We start from the raw sequence: 20,712 nt of genomic DNA, 5'->3' as shown, positions 1-20,712 counted from the left end.
AGGTTGTTGGTTATTATTGTACTAAAAGTTATGTCCTTCCTTCAGGAAGATGGTCAGGTACAATCAAATATAAAGGATATTTTGATAATCTAAATTTTGGGTAATTTGAACAAAAAAACCGCCCCATTGGGGCGGTTTGGTATTTTAAAAAAGCAAATACTATTTTATCTCGACCAATTCAAGTTCAAAGGTTAGGTCTTCCCCTGCCAAGGGATGGTTGCCATCAACGATGATATCGTTTTCATTGACTTCGGCCACACGTAGCTGTCTTTCTGTGCCATCTGCATTGGTCGCTACCAAGCCCATATTTACTTCAGGCTTCATTCCTTCCGGTAAATTGGCTTTGGGCACACTTTGAAAAAGCTCACGCTTCTTTTCACCATATGCCTCCTCCTTTGGGATGACGATTGTTTTCTTTTCCATTGGTTCCATATTTAGCAAACCTTTTTCAAAACCGGGAATGAGACTCCCCTGCCCTAACTTCACTTCAAGCGGTTCCCTGTTCACGGAGCTGTCGAAAACCTGTCCGTTTTCCAATTTCCCCGTATAATGTACTCGTACCAAATCACCTTCCTTTACTTTACTCATCGTATAAATTCTTTAATAATTTTCAATAAGCGGCAAAGGTAGGGTTCTCAAAACCGTTCAACGAAGAATTGGTCAAAACATCCTGGTTTTCACCCTTTTTTAACAGGTTTTGGCCAAAAATTATAGAAAAACGTCCGTTTTGAACGATTTCTAAATATTTTTGTGAATAATGTGCCTAAAAAACAATTGGGTTCCACACGTATGACCCATCGGGTGCATTGGCGTTATGTTCCAATTAAAAAGTTTAAACCCATGACTACAAGCATGGAGTAATTTTTTTAGTAAGGTGGGTGCTTGAATTGACAAAAAAAGGTCTGTTTTACTAAATCATCCGTATGGTTAAACCGAAAACCTAACTATTATCGACTAACCGATGCTTCGGCTTCCAGTTCCTTTAATTCCCCTAAATAGCGAATGGGAAAACGCTGGGAACTGTTGATAATGAGGGTGGCCTTTTTATTGGGAAAGGCATTGAGGGTAACCTGATAGGTTTCCACCTTATCGGTAATGGTAAAGACGATTTGCATTTCGTTTTTTGAGACATCGAATTCCTCTTTGTACCGACTTGGGATACCCTTGAAGGTAATACCGGTATTATTGCCATAACCGCCTCCCATTTGGCGTTCCCCAAAATAGGGTAAATCGGCCATAATACTATCGCCCTTGACCGTCATGTAATTGTTGCTTCCCTGTAGTAATATGTTCGAAAATGTACCTCCAGGAGGCCATAGTCCACTATTGGCTACGGCTGAAACCCCATTGGTCATAGTAGGGTTTGCGGTATCCGCCAAAAACCTATAGGATTTTGCGTCTAGGAAATTGGTAAAGGACGTTAGTTGTTCCTGGGTATAGGATACTTTGGAAGCACTTCCACAGCTCAATAGCAGGAACGTTCCCAGTAAAAATAATATGTACGTATAGACTCTCATTTTATCCATTAGGAGGCCTGGTGCAGCATTACGATATACTCTTGTACCCCATCCTCCAACTTTCGGGTTTCAATCATATAGTTTTTAATTAGCTCGACCTGGTTGCCTACAAGCTTGTTATTGTTTCTGGCTACGGTCGCCAGTTCCCGGTATCGGTTTAAAAGGCGTTCCATGGCATCGGTGAGACGCTGTTTTAGTTCGAACTGTCGCTGGGTAGTCGGCTCAAAGAGATAGGATTCCAAGGTTCGCTTCCATTGTAGCAAATCCTTATAACATCGGTCCAGCCAAACCAAGCAGGAATTACTGTCCAAAACACTCGTAGTCCTTTTTGAAGATTCTGCAGTCATAAGGTACTATTTTTAAGGATTTTTCATACAATAAGGTACGAAATTAATCCATAACGGGACTATGATTTTGGTCATTAATTATACTTTAACTATAATTTAATTTTGAATTCAGAATTATTTAAAAACAGCACCTGAAACCTGTAGGAATTTTGTAATTTGAACGAAACATTTAATAAGAAAGCATATGAATATCAATTTTGAGTACGACGACGTAAAGGCCAGCAACCGATTGGAGATTATGGCCGCGAAGAAACTTGAAAAACTGTTGGACAAATTTGATTTTATAGTGAGGGCCGATGTTTTCTTCAAAACGGAAAATACCTCTTCTCCAGAAACAGGAAAAATATGTAATATACGGCTAAGCGCACCTGGACCCAGGATTTTCGCCGATGCCAGTACAGGTAGTTTTGAGGCTTCCATTGCTAAGTCCGTAGAGGAATTGCATAGACAATTGCAGAAACGCAAGGATAAAATGCAGACGCATCATTGATTTAGCTTGACCAAATTCTGCTAGCAAAAATGGCCGAAATCCATATTCTGGGTTTCGGCCATTTTTGTTATTTATGAATGTCATTATTATTTCCACCCTCCTTCAAATGCGAATTCGGTCTGGGAAATGCGGGTTCTTTCCGCGCTTTCCTGTTCCCTTAAATCTTTCGGTAAATTATTCAAATCGCCTCCATAAAAACCTGCGGCGATGGCCGTGGCTATGTGAAACCCCTCTGGAACGTTGAACACTTCATGCGCCTTTTTCCAGTCCACACCGGCCATATGGTGCAAACCAATACCCATGTATTCGGCCTGTACGGTCATATTTCCCAAGGAAAGTCCCAAATCGTGCAGGGCGTGGAAGTTTTCTTTTCCTTCATCCGTATTTTTTTTGTAACCGGCCAACATTAAAAATGTGGCGTTTCCTGCCCATTTTTGATTGAAATCGCTCAGACAGTCCATAATCCTATCGTATGCTTCCGAACCCTTATGGGCAAAAATAAAACGCCATGGTTGACGGTTGTAGGAACTGGCCGACCAACGAACGGATTCGAAGAGTCTGTTAACATCCTTTTCCGTAAGCTTTTGATCGCTAAAGATTCTAGGACTGTACCGCTGTTTCAACAAGGGATATATTTGATAATCGTTTTTGGCAATTTTGTCTAATTGTAACTGTTCTACTGTCGTCATTTTTTAGTTTTATGGTTTTACTTTGCTTGTAAGGAAGATAAGGTCTAAAAGGAAAATTTCTTTGTGCGAATGCGACAAATATTAACTTGAATCCTTCTCCGTTTTTTATGACCTCATATGACGATTGTCAATGGAGAAGACCACATAATTTAGTACCTTCGACCGCTTTAAATACATAGGTATGTTAGTCTGGATTATTTTTCTTGCCTGTATTCTTGTTTTTCTGGCCCTAGATCTAGGTGTTTTCCACAAACACGACCATGTCATAAAGTCGAAGGAAGCGGGCATTTGGACGGCCATTTGGGTGACCATAGCCTTGGCCTTTAGCGGGGTGGTTTATTGGTTGTTTTCTAATGGGGTGATGGATAATCCCACCGGTCTTACCGCAAACGAGGCTGTATTAAAATACATTACGGGTTACCTTATCGAGTTGTCCTTGAGTGTGGACAATGTCTTTGTGATTGCGGTTATTTTTTCCTCGTTTAAAATTCCGCCCGTATTTCAGCATCGGGTTTTGTTTTGGGGTATTTTGGGGGCCATTGTTTTTAGGGCCTTGATGATTTTCTTCGGGGTGGCATTGATTACTAAGTTCGATTGGATCATTTACGTCTTTGGGGTGTTTCTTCTGTATACGGCATTTAAAATGCTACGGGGCGATGACGAGGATTTTCATCCAGAGAAATCCTTTGTTTTTAGGAACTTGAAGAAACTGTATCCGATTACTTCCGAAATCAAGGGGCACGACTTTTTTATCAAGAAAATGGGTGTACGGGCAGCCACTCCCCTATTTGTGGCATTGATGGTGATTGAGCTGACCGACATTCTTTTCGCCCTCGACAGTATTCCAGCAATTTTGGCAATAACGGCCGACCCTTTCCTAGTTTTCAGTTCCAATATTTTGGCTATCCTAGGGCTGCGTTCCATGTATTTTTTGATTTCGCGAATGTTGGAAAAGTTCCGATATATCAATTATAGTCTGGTAGTAATTTTAGCCTTCGTGGGCTTGAAGATGCTCTTTTCACATTACATCCATCTTCCGGAATGGGTATCCTTAACGGTAATATCGGTTTCCCTGATTGGTGGAATTTTAGCTTCGCTCTACATCCCTGATAAGGATTGATAGTTTATGAAATTGGAATAAGTGCTTGGGAGATTTAGAATTCCAAAATCCAAATACCAAAACCCAAATTCTAAAATAAAAGTTCCAAATTGCAATTATCTTTTTTGAACCAAGGACTCCTTTGATTTGGTCGCTAGACCTGATTTGAAATATTCACCAATTTTGGGTGGCTTTCGGAAATATTCGGTCATAGATTCTGCCTACCAGCCAATTTCCGGCAGGAAAATATAGCGCGAAGAAAAGGGCCATCCCCAGTGCAAATGTGCGTCCGCCAAAGAATTTATCCAACAGGTTGTCCGGATAGGCATAGGAGGTTTGCAGGGCATACCCACCAAATTCCAAAAAACCCATGGCGATGAGTCCGTACGCGTACTGTTCATGGAAGGGTCGGTTTCTCAGTAAAAGCGAAATAGGCACCATGTATAGGATATAGCACGTAATGACCTGCCACCAATAGGTAAAGCAGGCGATTTCCATAAAGGTACCAAACCAGTTCATGCCCAGGCCCCACACCAAATATACCAAGCAGTATACTAAAATAAGCCTTTTGTCCACCATGAACTTTATCTTTGCATATTGGAGAAATTGATCCATAAAATCAGCCATTTAATTTGCTGTCGATGATCTGTAACGCATCGGCAACGGTCTGCATTTGGTTCATATCCTCGTTTTCCAGACGGATGTCGAAGGCATCCTCCACATCCAGAATGATATCCACCAAATTTGCCGAATTTATGTTCAGTTCCGAAATAAAATTACTGCTGGGCTGAATGTTATCTACCGATACATCCGATGGCAGATACACCTGAATGATATCCTTTAGTTTTTGGTATTTTTCTTTTTCCTGCATTTTTAAATTAGTAGTTCTAACGATTCAAGGAACTAAAAATAACACACGCATTGACATCCCCAAAACCAAAACTGGCCTTTGTGATAATTTTTGGTCGGTATGGAATCGTTTTTTGGGGAATTCTTTCTTTTTCAATGATTTTGGTTATTTCTGGATGGACATCCTCACAATTAACATTGCCGAATAGTACCCCTTGCTCCAGTTGAAGTATACTTGCTACGCATTCAATACTTCCTGCGGCGGACAGACAATGACCTATCATTCCTTTAAAAGAATTGATATAGGGGAATTCGCCCCCTTGCAGTCCCAAGGCCTCGCTCCAGTTGGAAATTTCAACGGCATCTTTGGTCGTGGCCGTCAAATGTCCGTTGATCGCATCTATCTCCTTGGGTTGGATACCGGCGCTTTGGACGGCCTTTTGGATGCATCGCCGTACCGCCTCGCCATTGGGTGCCGTCATGGACCCCTCGCCTATCTGTCCGCCACTGTTCACTTCGCCCCCCAATACTTCCGCATAGATTCTGGTTCCTCGTTTTTGGGCGCTTTCCAAGGATTCCAGCACCAAGGCCCCTGCCCCACTGCCCGGAACAAAGCCCTGTGCCGATGCGCTCATGGGCCTGCTAGCTGCACTGGGGTTCTCGTTATAATCCCGGGGCAAAATGCGCATGGCATCAAAACCGCCCCAGATATACGGTCCGCTGTCGCTACAACTTCCACAGAGCATCACCTCCGCCTTCCCCGATACAATCCGGTCATAGGCCATCAGGATGCTTTCCGTACCGGTAGTACAAGCGGAGGAGTTCGTCGTAACCTGATTGCCACAGCCCAACATGCCCGCCAAATAGGCGCTGATGCCACTGGCCATGGTCTGCACGACCGTAGTACTGCCCAATCTACGTACCTCTTTATTATCCACTTGGTAGATCGCATCGCGAAATTTATCGGCTCCGGACATGCCAGTTCCAAAAATAATACCGTGGTCCCAGTTGGGACTGCTGCCGGTATTGGGCTCTAAGCAGGCATCGGCCCACGCGTCCCTGCCAGCAATGACACCATACACCAATCCGGAGGCGTTGAGTCCCCGTAATTGTAGCGGGGTGAAATATTTTTCCAACAGGTTGTCCTTGATGAGCGGTTCCCCTGCGATTTGGCAACCAAATCCCAAGGCCTGCAATCTGGATTGAAAGCGAATCCCGCTTTTTCCTGTGCGAAGCGCTTCGGTGAAATCCGGAAGCCCAACGCCATTGGGGGCACAAACGCCCAATCCGGTAATGACCACCCTTCTACCCATCCACTTCAATTTTTAGCATGCCCGATACCGTTCCCTTGCAGACCAATTCCTTTTTGGCGTTGTACATTTGTACCTCGCATTTTAATTTTTGGAACCGGAAGTAGATTTTTTTGGATACTACCGTCACCCTTTCCCCTGGGAAAACAGGTTTTAAAAATTCCATTTCAGAACTGCTCATACCTATCAGTATATTTGACTTCTCCAGTTCCTCTTTTCGCATTAAATAAATACCCAGACAGACCAACCCGATCTGTGCACAGCACTCCGTGAGGATAACGCCCGGTGTCACCGGATTTTCCTTAAAATGTCCCCGATAAAAATCGAGATTCCTGTCAAAGGTAAAGGTGCCTTTTGAACTATCCTTCGTGACTTCCAACAAATCATCGACGAACAAGAATGGCTTTTCGTAGGGTAGTAAACGTAAGATTTCCTGGTGCGTCATAGTATCTTATCTCAAACTTTCTCCCCCATCTACTTTTAGGACGGTCCCTGTTATCCATTTGGCCTCATCCGTAGTCAATAAATAGACTGCATTCGCGACATCCTCGGGGGTGGTGAGTCGGCCCTGTGGATTGCGCTTCAAGGCATGTTGCATCAGTTTTTCATATCTCGGGATCATGGCAAGGGACTTGGTATGGGTCACCCCGGCCTGGATACAATTTGCCTTGATGCCTGCCGGGGCGAATTCCAAGGCGATATTTCGGGTAAGGGCCTCCAGTGCGACTTTTGCTACGGAAACCGCCCCATAACCTGGCATCACCTTTGTATTGCCCTCACTGGTAAAGGAAATGATTCTAGTATCCTCATGAAACAACTTTTTTTCGTGTAATTCCTTGGTCCAATCATACAGGCTCAGAGCCATGGCCTCAAAGGTGATTTCAATATCCTGATGCGTAAGCACGGACTGATTTTCGGCGTGCATAGGTTTCAAATTTCCCTTGGCGATACTGTGCACCAACACCTTGATTTTGTGTCCTTCCGGCAGGAAAGTTGCAATTTCCGAAAGTAATTCCTGTCGTTTTTCTGGGTGAATGGCGTCCTTATTGAAGGATTTGAACTGAACCCCTAGGGCCGATATCTCCTGAAAGTCCCGCTCTATTTCATCCATGTTCTTGCGTCGGTCCCGGTGTACAATGATGATGTTGAAACCGTGTCTTGCCAACTTTTTGGCCGTCGCCAGGCCCAACCCATTGCTACCTCCCAATATCAATGCCCAATTTTTACCCATACTATTTTGACTATTTACCATTCCAACAAAACCCGTTGTGCGGAAAACCCGGGACCAAAACTGAGTACCATGCCCTGCTCACCTTTGTTCAAACCCCTATCCAAGAAGCGCTGTAACACATATAAAACCGTGACGCTGCTCATATTTCCGTACAAACGGAGTACTTCTCGGGTATCATCTATATTCTTTCCTAAACTACCAAAAAGTTCCTCAACGGTCTGCACGATTTTGCGTCCGCCGGGATGAAAGATCAAATGGTCCACCTTTTCGATACTGCTTCCGTATTTTTCAAGAAAAGGATGGACGATTTCAGGGAAATAGGTTGCAATTGTTTCCGGAACGGCAGGGTCCAATATCATTTTGAGTCCGGTATTCACCAAATCGAAACCCATTAAGTGGGTCGCGTCCTTAAAATGGAACATTTCCTCGCCCTTAATTGTTGGACCTGCCGCTTCCTTTTCGGAAGAAAGCAATACACAGGCCGCGCCATCCCCAAAAATAGCGGCACTTACCATATTGGCCATGGAGAAATCGTCCAATTGGAAGGTAGCCGTGGGACTTTCCACTGCCACCAAGGCGATGCGTTTATTGGGATTGTTGCGTAAAAAATTATGGGCATAGATCAATCCCGATACCCCGGCCGCACAGCCCATTTCAGTTACAGGGAGTCGAACCACGTCCTGCCGCAATCCCAGTTCGTTTATCAAATAGGCATCCAAGGAAGGAATCATGATACCCGTACAGCTTACTGTGATGATATAGTCGAGAGAGTCTGCCGACCAGCCCGCGGTTTCCAGGGCCGATTGTAAGGCTTCGCTCCCCAATTGCTTGGACGCAGCGGCATAGCGACGGTTTTTTTCCTCGAACGAAGTCGCCGTAAATACCTCCTTCACGGGCATAATGCCGTAGCGCTTGTCCACGGCCGCTCCTTCAAATATTTTCACGACTTTTCTTCGAAAGCGCTCTTCCTGGTCCTCAAGCCATGCGTTTACATACGGGATGATGTCCTTGGTTTCGCTTGAATACGCGGGCAAAGCCTTGGAAACGGTCACAATTTTGGTACTATTCATATATTTTAGGCGCACTTTTTAAGGATCCAACGGTACCTAAAGGCCCATTTCCACGAAATTTTATGCTGTACATTTGGAACTTGGTCGGAAAAGGTTTGCAATTCTTTCTTTTTAAAACCCCTTAAAATGGAAATTAATCCATCATTTTTGGCGGTTTCCGTTTTAATAAAAATAACACTAAATGCCTTAAAAAGGTAGTAGGCGAGCCGACTTCTCTGTAAATCGTTAATAATTACACCGATATGGGCCATATTAACGAACCTTTCCAAAAATATAGGGATATTGGCATTGCTAAAATGATGTAAGGTCAAAGTGGTGATGACGATATCCACTTCGATGGAATCCAAGGTAAATACATCCCGATTTAGATAGGAAATTTCAGGAAAATCCACGGATTTTTTTCGTGCGATTTCCAAAGCGTCCTTATTAAGGTCCAGACCGATGAAATGTATACGGATGTTCAACTTTCTGGCCTTCAAGGCGAGTTTTCTGAGCATGTCACCATCGGAACAACCTACGTCCAAAATCGTATACGATTCTTGTTTATGTTCCCGAAACATCCTGAATACGGCGTTTGAGGTGATATGGATACCTCCTAATAGTCGGTTTACCCGATTGATGTCCTCCAAGATGAAATCCAACTCCTTTTGGGAACCTTGAAAGTCGTCCAAGCGCTCTTTCTTCGTACTTCTGGTCGATATATCCATCATGGTGAAACTGTTTTTCCGTGGGTTTTGGCAATTATATTTTGGAGCAGTCCTTCAGACCGACCAAAGGTGGAAATACCCCAATTCAAAAAACTATCCTTCAGCAATAATTTTTGGAAATAACGTCCATAAAACAGTCGGCGCTTAAAATGGGTGTTCCAAGATCTTTGGTAAGCGTTTTCCATATCCCTTCGACTTATATAGGTTCCTCTGAAATAAGCGTGCACGAACTCCGAAACCAGTTTTCCCGCATGAATGGCCATCGCCATACCATTGCCGCAGAGCGGATGTATCAATCCCGCCGTATCGCCGCACATCAGCACATGGTTTACAATGGGTTCCTTTGGCTCAAAGGAAATCTGACCGATGCTCAGGGGATGTTCAAAAACCGGTTCGGCATTTACTAAAAAATGCTTTAAATGCGGATTCTGGGAAACAATCTTTTCATTGAAGGCCGATACGTCCTTGAACTCCTTGAATACATCGTATTGGGCCAAATAACAAAAATTGATATGGCCCTTCTCCGTTTTTGAAAGTCCGCCGTAACCGCCCTTAAAATTGTGCAGGGCCACGAGATCATTAGGGAATTCGGGAAATGAATAGTGTCCCTTTATGGCCAACCAATGTGTCTTTTTTTGGATAAAGGAACGGTGCAGGGCTTTATCCAACCCCGATCGTTTTCCGTACGCACCGATAACCATGTGAGCGCTTACCCTTGTTTGTCGGCTTTCCACCTTAAACCCATTTCCATCAAACCGGATATCCTGCACCTTTTCGAAGTAAAAGGTAACCTTTTGGCTCTTGGCGGTTTCGTACAATAGGTTATCCAGCGCATACCTGCTAATACCCACGCCACCCAAGGGAAGTCGGCACGCTGCAATTTTACCCTGGTTGCTGCTGATTTCAAAACGGTCTATGGACTTCCCACCCGCCGCTAAAAGGTCGACCCCAAGTGAATTCAAATACGGAAGGATCTCGTTGGAAAGGTATTCACCACACACTTTATGATGTGGATAGGTATTGCTTTCAAAAACCGCGATGTCATATCCATAGCGGGAAAGCGCAATGGCGGCCGTTAGTCCAGCCAAACCACCCCCTACAATGCCTATTTGATGTTCGTTCACATCCTGAAAGTACGCAATCCAAAAATAATCCCCGCCTTGTGCGGGGATTTATTGGCACCGCAAAAGGGTTTAATATCCCCAAGCTTGCCTTGTAATTAAAAAATTGTTTCCTACGAATGACCCGAGGTAGTTTACTCGTGAAAAAAAGCTTCGCAGCTTGCTACGGGGTAACCGCTAAATTATTTAGACAGCCCCCTGAACTTTACCAGGATTATCCTTTGGTTTGTTGTACGGCCTCTTCCTTCAATTCCTCGCTTGCCACAATGGCCAATTCTACCCTTCTGTTCTGGGCCTTGCCTTCAACCGTATTGTTATCGCCTACAGGCTGATTCTCCCCGTACCACTTGGTCGTAAACCGGGAGGGATCAATACCTTTGGCTACCAAATAACTGGTTACGGAAGTAGCACGTTGTTCGGAGAGCTTCATATTGTATTCGTCGGAGCCTGCACTATCGGTATGGCCTTCCACCAAAATATTGGATTTAGGATATTCCTTAAAAATACCGGCCAATTTATCCAAAGTGGCGGCGGAAGTTCCCTTAACATCGGATTTATTGGTGTCAAAATACACACCGGCTTCTTCATTGAAGGTAACGTTGATTCCCTCGCCTACTCTTTTCACTTCCGCACCCGGGATTTCCTCTTCGATACGTTCCGCTTGCCTATCCATACGGTTACCGATATAACCACCCGCAGCACCTCCAATAGCGGCTCCTAAAATGGCACCCAAAGCAGTGTTGTTTCCGCTTCCAACGTTGTTTCCAATGACACCACCTATTACGGCACCTCCCGCAGCACCAATTGCGGCACCTTTTTGGGTCTTGTTGGCATTTTTGACGGTACTACAGCTCATAACCATGGCCAAAGCCAAAACATAACTTGTATTTTTTAATAATCTAGATTTCATCTGTTTGTTTTTAAAAATTGGGGATTTATTTCTTTGTAAAATCGTACACCACGGTAACGGGTTCTCCATTTACCTGTACATTGGATTTTAAGGTCATTGTAGATTCCGTAAGGCTTTCAATGTTGAGTCGGTAGCCCAAACCTCCGGAGATGTCCTTGTTCCTTTCGTCAATAAACTTGAACTGTAATTGACTCTGATAGTTTTCCGCACGCTCCACAACAGACCATCTAATATAGCGATCTCCCCCGTTGCAAAGGGTAGATGGGGAAATAGTATACCTTCCGGTGCTGTTGTTGTCCCTAAAGAACCACTCGCTTCCTTCAAGACAGATATCCTCAACATCGTTGAACAGGACCGCCTTAAAGTTACCGGTATTGTTTTCAAAGGAAACATCGTTTAAGGACCAGGTACCACTGAGCAGGTTGCGCTTGGACCTTGCGTCCTTGGAAATGGAACAAGAGGATAGCATCATTGCGAAAATCCCCGTAAGAACTATTGCTTTTTTCATAAATAGCATTGTTTTTAAGATTACCCTATATACGTTACCAAATAAGTTTTTGGATGTATTTAGGCCTATAACGATTTAATACCCACAAATATTTGTAGAAGTATCAAATTAGCTTCGCTCGATTCCATTTTTTGTTGATCGAAACACTAAAAGGCCATCAAATCCAAGAGATCCTGTTCAAATCTGGATTTGGCCAAATACTGTTGTTCCAAGGCGGTATTGAAAGGGATAGGGGTATCCAAGCTGGCAACACGTTTCACGGGTCCGTCCAGATACTGAAAACAGTTTTCCGTGACCAAGGCCGAAATATCACTGGCAATCCCACCAAAAAGACTATCCTCCTGTAGGATAATGAGTTTTCCCGTTTTCCGTACCGATGTATAAATTGCCTCCGTATCCAAGGGTTGCAAGGTACGCAAGTCAAGTAGGTCCGCACTGATGTCCTGATGCCTTTCCAAGGTTTCCAAGGTCCAATGCACCCCCGCACCATACGTAACGATGGTGATATCCCTACCGGATTTCAATAAATTGGCCTTTCCAAAAGGTATCGTAAAGGGATTAACGGGGACATCTTCATAGACACTACGGTACAGCCCTTTGTGTTCAAAGTAGAGCACTGGATTTGGGTCCTCGATGGCCGTGGCCAGAAGTCCTTTTGCGTCTGAAGGGAACGCCGGGTACACCACTTTCAACCCTGGGGTTTTCGTAAACCAGGCTTCGTTGGTCTGTGAATGGAAGGGTCCTGCCCCCACCCCGCCCCCGCAGGGCATACGAATAACCACATCGGCCTTTTCTCCCCATCGGTAGTGGCTTTTGGCCAGATAATTGACGATAGGATTAAAACCGCTACTGACAAAATCCGCAAATTGCATTTCAACGACCGATTTCATCCCATTTATGGACAGCCCCATGGCCGTTGAGACGATGGCGGATTCACAGATGGGAGTATTTCGCACTCGTTCCTTTCCAAAGGCCTCCACAAATCCGTCGGTAATCTTAAAAACCCCGCCGTATTCGGCTACATCCTGACCCATGATGACCAAGTTGTCATGTTTTTCCATAGCCGACTTCAAACCTTGGGAAATGGCATCTACAAAACGGATATTTCGTTTATGAATCATGGGTGCAACTTCCTTGTAATCAAAATCTTGATAGACATCATGTAATTCATTACTTACATTGGCTGTAATCGATCCCTCCTGAAAGGCTTTTTGAAGATTTTCGTCTATTTCTTGGGCAATTTCTTCACGGAACGCTGCCTCTATGGTTTCGGTCAACAAACCGGTTTCCATTAAGTATTTTGTATAGTTTTCCAAGGGGTCTTTCGCCGCCCAGGTTTCCATGAGTTCCTCGGGCACGTATTTGGTGCCGCTCGCTTCCTCATGCCCGCGCATACGAAAGGTCTTGAATTCCAATAAAACGGGTCTGGGGTTCTTGCGGATATCAATGCACAGTTCGTTTACCTTGGAAAAAACCTCCAGAATATTATTTCCATCGATGATATGGGATTCCATGCCATACCCTATTCCCTTATCCGCAATATGTTCGCAGCGATATTGCTCGTTGGTTGGGGTGGATAGCCCATATCCATTGTTCTCAACGCAGAACAGAACGGGTAATTCCCAAACGGCGGCAATGTTCAGGGCTTCGTGAAAATCACCCTCGCTGGTAGCACCTTCCCCGGTAAAGACAGCGGTTACATGTGGCTCCTTTCGCAGTTTATGCGCAAGCGCGATGCCGTCTGCCACACCCATTTGGGGTCCCAAATGGGATATCATCCCAATGATCTTGAATTCTTGCGTGCCGAAATGAAAACTGCGGTCCCTGCCCTTGGTAAAACCGCCCATTTTCCCTTGCCACTGGGAAAAGAGTCGGTGTAAGGGAATTTTCCTTGTGGTAAAAACTCCCAGATTGCGGTGCATGGGAAGGATATATTCCTCATTCTGCATGGCCAATGCCACTCCTACGGAAATCGCTTCCTGCCCGATACCACTGAACCATTTGGAAATCTTTCCCTGTCGCAATAAAATCAGCATTTTTTCTTCGATCATGCGAGGTTTCAGCATGGCGCTGTACAAGGCTAGCTTAACATCATTGGATACCATAAAAGCTTTAAAATCCATACGTAGGAACATTGGTTGAAATCAGGGAATAAATGTAACAAAAAACACATCATCTTGTTGTAAATCCAACACTTTGGATGAACGCAAGAATTTGTAGCTTTGTAATATATTCTAAATAATTTTTCAATGAGTGTAGTGCCTAGTGTTGATTTGAGGGATTTTTTATCCGATGACCCTGCCAGGAAGCAAAAGTTTGTAAAGGAAATCGGAGCTGCTTTTGAAAACATCGGTTTTGTGGCGCTTAGCGGCCATTTTTTGTCCGATACGTTGGTGGAAGACCTTTACTCCGAAATAAAAAAATTTTTCAATCTTCCCCAAGAGATCAAGGACAAATATGAAATCGAGGGCATTGGCGGTCAGCGCGGTTATACCTCCTTTGGGAAGGAACATGCAAAGGGAAGAAAAGAAGGTGATTTGAAAGAATTTTGGCATTTTGGCCAGTATGTGGAAGACAGCCCAAAATTGAAAGAGGAATACCCGGATAATGTAACGGTGGATGAGCTTCCAAAATTCAATGAGGTAGGAAAAGAAACCTATAAAATGTTGGAAAAGACTGCAAAATATGTATTGCGAGCACTTGCCATTCACTTGGATTTAAATGAGGTCTACTTCGATGAATACATTAAGAACGGGAATTCCATTTTAAGGCCAATCCATTACCCTCCAATTACTTCTGAACCCAAAAACGCCGTAAGAGCGGCGGCCCATGGGGATATCAACTTGATTACCCTACTCATGGGTGCCCATGGAAAAGGGCTGCAGGTACAGAATCATAAAGGCGAATGGGTAGATGCTATCGCAAAGTCGGACGAGTTGATGATCAATGTGGGGGATATGCTTTCCAGGTTGTCCAACAACAAATTGAAATCCACCATTCACCAGGTGGTGAATCCCCCAAGGGAATTGTGGGGAACGTCTAGGTACTCCGTGCCGTTTTTTATGCACCCCATCAGTGAAATGCCCTTGAATTGCCTTGAAAACTGTATCGACAAGGAGCACCCTAAACTTTATGAGGATATCACGGCTGGTGAATTCCTTCACGAGCGACTCATTGAATTGGGATTGATTAAAATGTAGAACGCCTACAATCCTTTTCTTTTTTCTGCGTTTAACAATCATTTTAACCAATCATTCCAATCATTCCAATCTTTACCCAATGTTAAAAAAATCTTCTATTGCTTTATTGTTTAGCTTTTTTAGTCTACTGTTAAGCGCACAAATTGATTTTGAACCAGGGTACATAATCGATAATTCCGGCCAGCGGACATCTTGTTATATCAAGAACTTGGAATGGAAAAACAATCCTTCAGAGTTCCAATATCAAATTTCGGAAAATAGCGGGGAGAAAACCGGTACCATTTCGGAAATTCAGGAATTTGGAATAACGGATGGGCCAGTTTTTATCAGAAAAACCATTTTAATAGATCGCTCACCTTGGAAAACAAGTGAACTAACGATGGACCGCTCCTTTTCGTGGAAGGAGGAAACTATTTTTCTAAAGGAAATAGTGAAGGGCGAGGCAAACTTGTATTATTATGAGGACGGAGATCTAAGGCGATTTTTCTTCAATGTGGGGGATGAGGATATAGTACAGCTTCGTCATAAAATCTATAAGCGGGAAGACCTAAAGATTGGAGAAAACAATGAGTTTAGGCAGCAAATGTGGAACGCTTTGGATTGTGAGGGTTTTTCTAAAAATGGCTTGCAAAAGCTTCAGTATAAGATGGACCCCATAAAAAGAATATTCAATTCTTATAATGAATGCACTGACCCGTCCTATGAAGCTCTTGGAAACGAAAAGTCAAAAGGTATCATCCATCTTGCCCTAAGGCCTGGGATAAACTTTACATCCTTGGATGTGCAAAATTCCCTATCCAGTTTTAGAAATGCGGATTTTGGTTCCCAAAATGAATTTAGAATTGGGGCTGAGCTAGAATTTATACTGCCATTCAACAGGAACAAATGGGCTTTAATTGTTGAACCGACCTACAGAAACTTCAAAGCCCGAACACGATCACAGCAACGTAGTAGTTTTGTTCCCAACTCGGACTTTTATGCGGTAGTGAATTACACTTCCTTGGAAATCCCCATTGGTTTTAGACATTACATGTTCTTTGGTGAAAATTTCAAACTTTTCTTGAATGCTTCGGCACTTATTGATTTGCCCATCAATTCTGAGGTAAACTATGTAAATTTTGGAGGTTCTGAAGGCGAAATTGGGTACAATTTCAGTTTTGCCCCAGGTATCGGTTTTACAATATTGAATCGATTTAGTTTTGAAGGAAGACTATTGGGCAATAGGGAAATCTTCAACACGAAGGCCTTTAAATCCTACTCTTCGGATTATAAAGGCTTTTCATTAATTTTAGGGTATAGAATTTTTTAAAGATGGACCTAAAAGACCAATTGAAAAACCTATTCCCGGACCATGTGCCGGAAGAACCCCAGAAGGAAGCACCGCAAAGCAACTTTTGGTTACAGGACAGCCCCATGATCTGTAAATATGAGAAACGAAAAGGAAAACCGATCACCATCATAGAAGGATATACCGGGGCGGATTCCGACTTCAAAAAATTGGCCAAGGAACTAAAAACACGGTTGAGCGTGGGGGGAAGCTTCAAAAACGACCAAATTATCATTCAAGGGGATTACAGGAATAAAATCATGGAAATCCTAAAAGAAAAGGGCTTTAACGTCAAAAGGGTTGGGGGTTAAAAATTTACTATAATGCACGGATAGCGAATAGGTTGCGTCTTTTTTTGTTAATTTTTTTTGTTTTTTTGCTTTAAACCGTACTTTTAACTGTTCAACCTAAACCACTATCAGAAAATGAGTTCCCTGCTACACATAACAAACGGAGACGCATTTACGGAGCGTCTTAAGAAGTTGAATTTAAAAGGCGATATCATCACATGGCGTGAAATGCTATGTGAGGGTAAAACGCTTACGAGCGTAGGCAGTGAGTCCTTTTGGAAGACCAGGTTTGAATTCTTACATAAGAATTACAAGGTTTCAAAGTCTTGGTTTATTGAGAAAACGCTTAAGGAATATCGTTCTCTTTGTAATCACAAACAGCAGGACCAAATAGTACTTTGGTTCGAGTATGATTTATTTTGTCAGGTCAATATGTTAGCGGTCATAAGCTGGTTGTTGACCAATAGAAGATATGCCCAAATTTCTTTGGTGTGTAGTGGTAAGGAAGACAATACGGATAAATTATACTCGTTGAACGAGCTTTCGGACGAACATCTTTTGAAATTATATAAGCATAAGGTGGTGCTGAACCAAGATGATGTGGAATACGCCGATTATGTATGGCAATTGTATTGCAGCAACAATCCTATCCGTCTTGAAAACCTGACTGATTTCAACGATTACAATTTTGCTTATCTAGGCGATGCGGTCAAAACACATTTAAGACGTTTTCCTAGTATTGCCAATGGTCTCAACGAGATGGAAAACAACATTTTGCAATTGGCCATCGATAAAAAGCCTAAGTCCAAAAGTGAATTTTTAGGTACTATTTTAAACAATCAAGGCAACCTAGGCTTTGGTGATTCCCAATACGAAAGGGCCTTACAACGGTTAAAACCATTGTTTTCTTCATTGAACCCAGTACGATTGACCAAAAAAGGAAAGGAAATCCTGGACGGACAGACCAGTTACTATTCCTGTATACAGGACAATGACGTCTATTTGGGAGGAGCCTTAAAATATGATTTCCTATACAATACGGATTCGAACAGAATTTTAAAACTCTAGAATGCGACTAAGCCCATCCGAGCTTATCCTTAATGCCGATGGCAGCATCTACCATCTCAACCTTTTGCCTCATGATATTGCAGAGACCATTATTACGGTTGGTGATCCCGACCGGGTCACCGAAGTCTCCAGCCATTTCGATTCCATACAAATCAAAAAAGGAAAACGGGAATTCCTAACCCATACGGGATTTCTTAATGGAAAACGTATCAGTGTGATCTCCACGGGAATTGGGACGGACAATATCGATATTGTCCTGAACGAATTGGACGCCCTTGTCAATATCGATTTTGAGACCAGAAAGCTTAAAAAAAATCGTATACGATTAAAAATTATCCGGATTGGTACTTCCGGAGCCATCCAAGAGGACATACCGATAGATTCCTGGATACTTACGGAGTTGGCAATAGGATTTGACGGGCTCTTGCATTTTTACAAAAATGAGCTTTCGGATTTTATGGAAATGGAGGATGCATTTATCCTTCAGACCGGCTGGTCACCGAAAAAATCGAGGCCCTATGTTGTGCAATTCAATGCAGATTTGGCCAAAAAATTTAAATCAAATCGTATACGATTTGGAATAACCACCACAAATACAGGATTTTATGGGCCTCAAGGACGAACGTTACGACTTGCGCCAAGTACGAACGGTTTTATTGAATCGATTTCCAATTTCAGGTATCAGGACAGGCAAATTACCAATCTGGAAATGGAAACTTCGGGCATTTACGCGCTTTCAAAATTGCTGGGGCACCAAGCCGTCTCTCTAAATTGCATTCTTGCAAACAGGGCTACGGGGGAATTTTCCAAAAATCCCGAAGCATCGGTACAAGAACTGATTACTTTTGCACTTCAAAAAATAACATCGGATTGAAAACTGTCAAAATAGTAGGCGTACCGGAACATTTTAACCTTCCATGGCACTTGGCTTTGGAGGAAGGTGCCTTTGAAGACCGCGGCATCGATTTGCAATGGGAGGATATTCCCGAGGGTACCGGGAGAATGTGCCAACTCTTGTCCGAGAACAAAACCGATCTGGCCATTATTCTTACCGAAGGTATTGTCAAAAGCATTTCTGAAGGAAATCAGGTCAAGATCGTTCAGGAATACATCGCGTCTCCCCTGCTCTGGGGCGTTCATGTATCGGCCCAAAGTGATTTTGAACATTTAAGCGATTTAAGGGGCGCAAAAGCCGCTATTAGTAGATTTGGTAGCGGAAGCCATTTGATGGCCTTTGTGCAGGCCCAAAACGAGGGATGGGACCTAAATGCATTGCAGTTTGAGGTTATCAATGACCTAGAGGGAGCCATTAAAAGTTTGAGCGAGGGCACGGCCGATTATTTCATGTGGGAACATTTTACCACGAAACCCATCGTGGACGATGGTGTTTTTAGAAGATTGGGGGATTGCCCCACACCTTGGCCCTGTTTTATGTTGGTAGCCACCAATGGATTCCTGCAGGAAAATAAAATACTGATAACGCACATTTTGGAAGTTATCAATCTTTACACGTCTGAATTCAAGAATATACCCAGTATCGATAGGACCCTAGCCAATAGATACGGACAAAAACTGGAGGATATCCAGACTTGGTTATCCTTGACATCCTGGAGTCAACAACAATTGGATTCCGGTGTCCTTGAAAACGTACTTGACACGCTCCAGCAACTTAAATTGATTGAGAAGGCGTTACCGTTAAGACATTACTTGGAGGATATTTAAACTATTTCCTTTAGGTTAAAATGCTTTCCTATGAGCTTTTTGAACGTACTATCCGAAAGCGGTTTTTGTACGTAATCCAGAATATGGGGATTTGCCGCTGCCCGCTCCTTATCCTGAGGGTTGTCGCTGACCGTAACCAAAACGATCGCCAATTGTTGTTTTAATTCCTCGGGCACTTGCTCCTCGTACATTCGCATGAAATCCCAACCGTCCTTAACGGGCATTCTTAGATCTAACATTACCATACATGGAAGAGAAAGTCTCTCAAGTCCCCTGTTCATAATGAAATCCAAGCCTTCCTGACCATTAAGGGCTGTATTTATCTCTATATCAAGGCCTAGTTTATTTATAAAAATGGAATGAAGGAAGTTGCTGGATTCATCATCGTCAATCAGCAATATGGAATTTACCTGCTCAAATTTATTCATGGTGTAAACGTTTTTATTCAGAAAAATAAGAAAATTCCTATTTAAGATAAAACTAAAACCTACCAATCTATGGTTTTATTGCCTAAATCCGCTAAAATTTTATTGCATTGTGAAAAATGTCGGTTCCCGAACCAATATCCCCTATTGGCACTTAGGGGGGAAGGATGGCCCGATGTTAATATCCGATGCCTTTTCCCATCGATCAGCTTAGCTTTTTTCTTCGCAAAGCCGCCCCATAACAAAAAGACCACGTTTTCACTGTTTTCGGATATTTTTTCGATGACGGAATCCGTAAAGGTTTCCCACCCTTTTCCTTGATGACTGCCCGCTTGATGCGCACGAACGGTAAGGGTGGCATTCAATAGGAGCACCCCTTGGTCTGCCCAACGTTCCAAATTACCGCTGGTTGGATAGGGTTTTTGTACGTCCGTCTCAATTTCCTTAAAAATATTCACCAAGGAAGGAGGATGTGGAATTCCGTCCGCCACCGAAAAGCAGAGTCCGTTTGCCTGTCCCGGTCCGTGGTAAGGGTCTTGCCCAAGGATGACGACCTTGGTCGCCTCAAACGGGCAATGGTCAAAGGCCGCAAATATATCCGAGCCCTTTGGGTAGCACCTGTTTTGTGTATATTCCCGTTTCACAAAGTCCGTTAAGGCTTTAAAATAGGGTTTTTCAAATTCAAATTGCAGTTGCGATTTCCAACCCGATTCCATTTGTACGTCCATAGGTGCGTATATCTACTTTTTACAAAGCTAGGCGTATATTCCTTGAAGGGCAAGCCAAAGGTGTTTGATTGCTATAAAATCATAGGATTTCAAAATTTCTACTT

The 20,712-nt window shown here is 43.3% G+C and carries 25 protein-coding genes; 8 read left to right on the top strand and 17 right to left on the bottom strand.

From position 1 onward, the window contains the following. Nucleotides 1-159: 159 nt before the first annotated feature. From PP181_RS09995 to PP181_RS09985, 3 genes are all read right to left on the bottom strand, one after another. Nucleotides 160-588, bottom strand: coding sequence for an FKBP-type peptidyl-prolyl cis-trans isomerase (locus tag PP181_RS09995; RefSeq protein WP_154919235.1), 429 nt, complete (start codon nt 586-588; stop codon nt 160-162). 359 nt (nt 589-947) lie between these two features. Then, nucleotides 948-1,517 carry a DUF4251 domain-containing protein gene (locus tag PP181_RS09990; RefSeq protein ID WP_272636975.1) on the bottom strand — a complete coding sequence of 190 codons (570 nt, stop codon included), beginning with the start codon at nt 1,515-1,517 and terminating at the stop codon, nt 948-950. Nucleotides 1,518-1,525: 8 nt separating this feature from the next. Further along, on the bottom strand, nt 1,526-1,864 hold the full coding sequence (locus tag PP181_RS09985) for a hypothetical protein (RefSeq protein ID WP_154919239.1): 339 nt from the start codon (nt 1,862-1,864) through the stop codon (nt 1,526-1,528). Nucleotides 1,865-2,048: 184 nt separating this feature from the next. Between PP181_RS09985 and hpf the strand changes: the two genes are divergently transcribed. Beyond that, nucleotides 2,049-2,354: a ribosome hibernation-promoting factor, HPF/YfiA family gene (hpf, locus tag PP181_RS09980; RefSeq protein WP_154919241.1), complete on the top strand. Its 306-nt coding sequence runs from the start codon at nt 2,049-2,051 to the stop codon at nt 2,352-2,354. 86 nt (nt 2,355-2,440) lie between these two features. Here the strand turns inward: hpf and PP181_RS09975 are convergent, their stop codons facing one another. Further along, nucleotides 2,441-3,043 carry a nitroreductase family protein gene (locus PP181_RS09975; protein ID WP_154919243.1) on the bottom strand — a complete coding sequence of 201 codons (603 nt, stop codon included), beginning with the start codon at nt 3,041-3,043 and terminating at the stop codon, nt 2,441-2,443. A gap of 181 nt (nt 3,044-3,224) precedes the next feature. On the opposite strand from PP181_RS09975, the gene PP181_RS09970 reads away from it, so the two are divergent. Then, nucleotides 3,225-4,163, top strand: coding sequence for a TerC family protein (locus PP181_RS09970; RefSeq protein ID WP_272636974.1), 939 nt, complete (start codon nt 3,225-3,227; stop codon nt 4,161-4,163). Nucleotides 4,164-4,316: 153 nt separating this feature from the next. Here PP181_RS09970 and PP181_RS09965 read toward each other — a convergent pair whose 3' ends face one another. From PP181_RS09965 to PP181_RS09915, 11 genes are all read right to left on the bottom strand, one after another. After that, nucleotides 4,317-4,757 (bottom strand): hypothetical protein, encoded by a 441-nt coding sequence (locus PP181_RS09965; RefSeq protein ID WP_272636973.1) that lies wholly within the window; start codon nt 4,755-4,757, stop codon nt 4,317-4,319. Nucleotides 4,758-4,761: 4 nt separating this feature from the next. Next, the gene (locus PP181_RS09960) at nt 4,762-5,013 is read right to left on the bottom strand and encodes an acyl carrier protein (RefSeq protein WP_154919249.1); all 252 of its coding nucleotides are present in this window, start codon (nt 5,011-5,013) and stop codon (nt 4,762-4,764) included. Nucleotides 5,014-5,029: 16 nt separating this feature from the next. Next, complete coding sequence (locus tag PP181_RS09955; RefSeq protein WP_272636972.1) at nt 5,030-6,304, bottom strand: beta-ketoacyl-[acyl-carrier-protein] synthase family protein; 1,275 nt, start codon at nt 6,302-6,304, stop codon at nt 5,030-5,032. After that, complete coding sequence (locus tag PP181_RS09950; RefSeq protein WP_272636971.1) at nt 6,297-6,746, bottom strand: 3-hydroxyacyl-ACP dehydratase FabZ family protein; 450 nt, start codon at nt 6,744-6,746, stop codon at nt 6,297-6,299. Before PP181_RS09950 ends, PP181_RS09955 begins: the two co-directional genes overlap by 8 nt. A 6-nt stretch (nt 6,747-6,752) precedes the next feature. Continuing rightward, a complete protein-coding gene (locus PP181_RS09945; RefSeq protein ID WP_272636970.1) occupies nt 6,753-7,532 on the bottom strand; it encodes an enoyl-ACP reductase FabI in 780 nt (259 codons plus the stop codon). Between the two features lie 14 nt (nt 7,533-7,546). Next, on the bottom strand, nt 7,547-8,602 hold the full coding sequence (locus PP181_RS09940; RefSeq protein WP_272636969.1) for a type III polyketide synthase: 1,056 nt from the start codon (nt 8,600-8,602) through the stop codon (nt 7,547-7,549). 5 nt (nt 8,603-8,607) lie between these two features. Then, entirely contained in the window at nt 8,608-9,312 is a 705-nt protein-coding gene (locus PP181_RS09935; protein WP_272636968.1) for a methyltransferase domain-containing protein, read from the bottom strand. Beyond that, the gene (locus PP181_RS09930; protein WP_272636967.1) at nt 9,309-10,433 is read right to left on the bottom strand and encodes an NAD(P)/FAD-dependent oxidoreductase; all 1,125 of its coding nucleotides are present in this window, start codon (nt 10,431-10,433) and stop codon (nt 9,309-9,311) included. The genes PP181_RS09935 and PP181_RS09930 overlap by 4 nt, the downstream gene beginning before the upstream one ends. 211 nt (nt 10,434-10,644) lie before the next feature. Then, nucleotides 10,645-11,340 (bottom strand): OmpA family protein, encoded by a 696-nt coding sequence (locus PP181_RS09925; RefSeq protein ID WP_272636966.1) that lies wholly within the window; start codon nt 11,338-11,340, stop codon nt 10,645-10,647. Nucleotides 11,341-11,365: 25 nt separating this feature from the next. Next, complete coding sequence (locus PP181_RS09920) at nt 11,366-11,848, bottom strand: lipocalin family protein (protein WP_138258230.1); 483 nt, start codon at nt 11,846-11,848, stop codon at nt 11,366-11,368. Nucleotides 11,849-11,994: 146 nt separating this feature from the next. Further along, nucleotides 11,995-13,971 (bottom strand): alpha-ketoacid dehydrogenase subunit alpha/beta, encoded by a 1,977-nt coding sequence (locus tag PP181_RS09915; protein ID WP_272636965.1) that lies wholly within the window; start codon nt 13,969-13,971, stop codon nt 11,995-11,997. A 126-nt stretch (nt 13,972-14,097) separates the two neighbouring features. Between PP181_RS09915 and PP181_RS09910 the strand changes: the two genes are divergently transcribed. From PP181_RS09910 to PP181_RS09885, 6 genes are all read left to right on the top strand, one after another. Beyond that, entirely contained in the window at nt 14,098-15,048 is a 951-nt protein-coding gene (locus PP181_RS09910; RefSeq protein ID WP_272636964.1) for an isopenicillin N synthase family dioxygenase, read from the top strand. 79 nt (nt 15,049-15,127) lie between these two features. Further along, complete coding sequence (locus PP181_RS09905; RefSeq protein ID WP_272636963.1) at nt 15,128-16,357, top strand: tRNA modification GTPase; 1,230 nt, start codon at nt 15,128-15,130, stop codon at nt 16,355-16,357. Between the two features lie 2 nt (nt 16,358-16,359). Further along, on the top strand, nt 16,360-16,686 hold the full coding sequence (locus tag PP181_RS09900) for a translation initiation factor (RefSeq protein WP_272636962.1): 327 nt from the start codon (nt 16,360-16,362) through the stop codon (nt 16,684-16,686). 114 nt (nt 16,687-16,800) lie between these two features. Further along, a complete protein-coding gene (locus tag PP181_RS09895; protein ID WP_272636961.1) occupies nt 16,801-17,733 on the top strand; it encodes a DUF1835 domain-containing protein in 933 nt (310 codons plus the stop codon). 1 nt (nt 17,734) lies between these two features. Beyond that, nucleotides 17,735-18,607 (top strand): nucleoside phosphorylase, encoded by an 873-nt coding sequence (locus PP181_RS09890; protein ID WP_272636960.1) that lies wholly within the window; start codon nt 17,735-17,737, stop codon nt 18,605-18,607. After that, nucleotides 18,604-19,455: a substrate-binding domain-containing protein gene (locus tag PP181_RS09885; RefSeq protein WP_272636959.1), complete on the top strand. Its 852-nt coding sequence runs from the start codon at nt 18,604-18,606 to the stop codon at nt 19,453-19,455. Before PP181_RS09890 ends, PP181_RS09885 begins: the two co-directional genes overlap by 4 nt. Here PP181_RS09885 and PP181_RS09880 read toward each other — a convergent pair. Next, nucleotides 19,452-19,883 carry a response regulator gene (locus tag PP181_RS09880; protein WP_272636958.1) on the bottom strand — a complete coding sequence of 144 codons (432 nt, stop codon included), beginning with the start codon at nt 19,881-19,883 and terminating at the stop codon, nt 19,452-19,454. The two genes, PP181_RS09885 and PP181_RS09880, sit on opposite strands and share 4 nt — an antisense overlap. A gap of 59 nt (nt 19,884-19,942) precedes the next feature. Next, complete coding sequence (locus tag PP181_RS09875; RefSeq protein ID WP_272636957.1) at nt 19,943-20,608, bottom strand: uracil-DNA glycosylase; 666 nt, start codon at nt 20,606-20,608, stop codon at nt 19,943-19,945. Nucleotides 20,609-20,712: the final 104 nt, after the last annotated feature.

The sequence above is a fragment of the Maribacter sp. PR66 genome, assembly GCF_028464205.1.
Lineage (GTDB): Bacteria > Bacteroidota > Bacteroidia > Flavobacteriales > Flavobacteriaceae > Maribacter > Maribacter flavus.
Note: the sequence above shows the minus strand (reverse complement) of the source record. Positions and strands in the feature narration are given on the sequence as shown.

Coding starts and splice junctions, on each gene's coding strand:
- PP181_RS09995 (WP_154919235.1), bottom strand. CDS start 588: ATGAGTAAAGTAAAGGAAGGTGATTTGGTACGAGTACATTATACGGGG.
- PP181_RS09990 (WP_272636975.1), bottom strand. CDS start 1,517: ATGAGAGTCTATACGTACATATTATTTTTACTGGGAACGTTCCTGCTA.
- PP181_RS09985 (WP_154919239.1), bottom strand. CDS start 1,864: ATGACTGCAGAATCTTCAAAAAGGACTACGAGTGTTTTGGACAGTAAT.
- hpf (WP_154919241.1), top strand. CDS start 2,049: ATGAATATCAATTTTGAGTACGACGACGTAAAGGCCAGCAACCGATTG.
- PP181_RS09975 (WP_154919243.1), bottom strand. CDS start 3,043: ATGACGACAGTAGAACAGTTACAATTAGACAAAATTGCCAAAAACGAT.
- PP181_RS09970 (WP_272636974.1), top strand. CDS start 3,225: ATGTTAGTCTGGATTATTTTTCTTGCCTGTATTCTTGTTTTTCTGGCC.
- PP181_RS09965 (WP_272636973.1), bottom strand. CDS start 4,757: ATGGATCAATTTCTCCAATATGCAAAGATAAAGTTCATGGTGGACAAA.
- PP181_RS09960 (WP_154919249.1), bottom strand. CDS start 5,013: ATGCAGGAAAAAGAAAAATACCAAAAACTAAAGGATATCATTCAGGTG.
- PP181_RS09955 (WP_272636972.1), bottom strand. CDS start 6,304: ATGGGTAGAAGGGTGGTCATTACCGGATTGGGCGTTTGTGCCCCCAAT.
- PP181_RS09950 (WP_272636971.1), bottom strand. CDS start 6,746: ATGACGCACCAGGAAATCTTACGTTTACTACCCTACGAAAAGCCATTC.
- PP181_RS09945 (WP_272636970.1), bottom strand. CDS start 7,532: ATGGGTAAAAATTGGGCATTGATATTGGGAGGTAGCAATGGGTTGGGC.
- PP181_RS09940 (WP_272636969.1), bottom strand. CDS start 8,602: ATGAATAGTACCAAAATTGTGACCGTTTCCAAGGCTTTGCCCGCGTAT.
- PP181_RS09935 (WP_272636968.1), bottom strand. CDS start 9,312: ATGATGGATATATCGACCAGAAGTACGAAGAAAGAGCGCTTGGACGAC.
- PP181_RS09925 (WP_272636966.1), bottom strand. CDS start 11,340: ATGAAATCTAGATTATTAAAAAATACAAGTTATGTTTTGGCTTTGGCC.
- PP181_RS09920 (WP_138258230.1), bottom strand. CDS start 11,848: ATGAAAAAAGCAATAGTTCTTACGGGGATTTTCGCAATGATGCTATCC.
- PP181_RS09915 (WP_272636965.1), bottom strand. CDS start 13,971: ATGGATTTTAAAGCTTTTATGGTATCCAATGATGTTAAGCTAGCCTTG.
- PP181_RS09910 (WP_272636964.1), top strand. CDS start 14,098: ATGAGTGTAGTGCCTAGTGTTGATTTGAGGGATTTTTTATCCGATGAC.
- PP181_RS09905 (WP_272636963.1), top strand. CDS start 15,128: ATGTTAAAAAAATCTTCTATTGCTTTATTGTTTAGCTTTTTTAGTCTA.
- PP181_RS09900 (WP_272636962.1), top strand. CDS start 16,360: ATGGACCTAAAAGACCAATTGAAAAACCTATTCCCGGACCATGTGCCG.
- PP181_RS09895 (WP_272636961.1), top strand. CDS start 16,801: ATGAGTTCCCTGCTACACATAACAAACGGAGACGCATTTACGGAGCGT.
- PP181_RS09890 (WP_272636960.1), top strand. CDS start 17,735: ATGCGACTAAGCCCATCCGAGCTTATCCTTAATGCCGATGGCAGCATC.
- PP181_RS09880 (WP_272636958.1), bottom strand. CDS start 19,883: ATGAATAAATTTGAGCAGGTAAATTCCATATTGCTGATTGACGATGAT.
- PP181_RS09875 (WP_272636957.1), bottom strand. CDS start 20,608: ATGGACGTACAAATGGAATCGGGTTGGAAATCGCAACTGCAATTTGAA.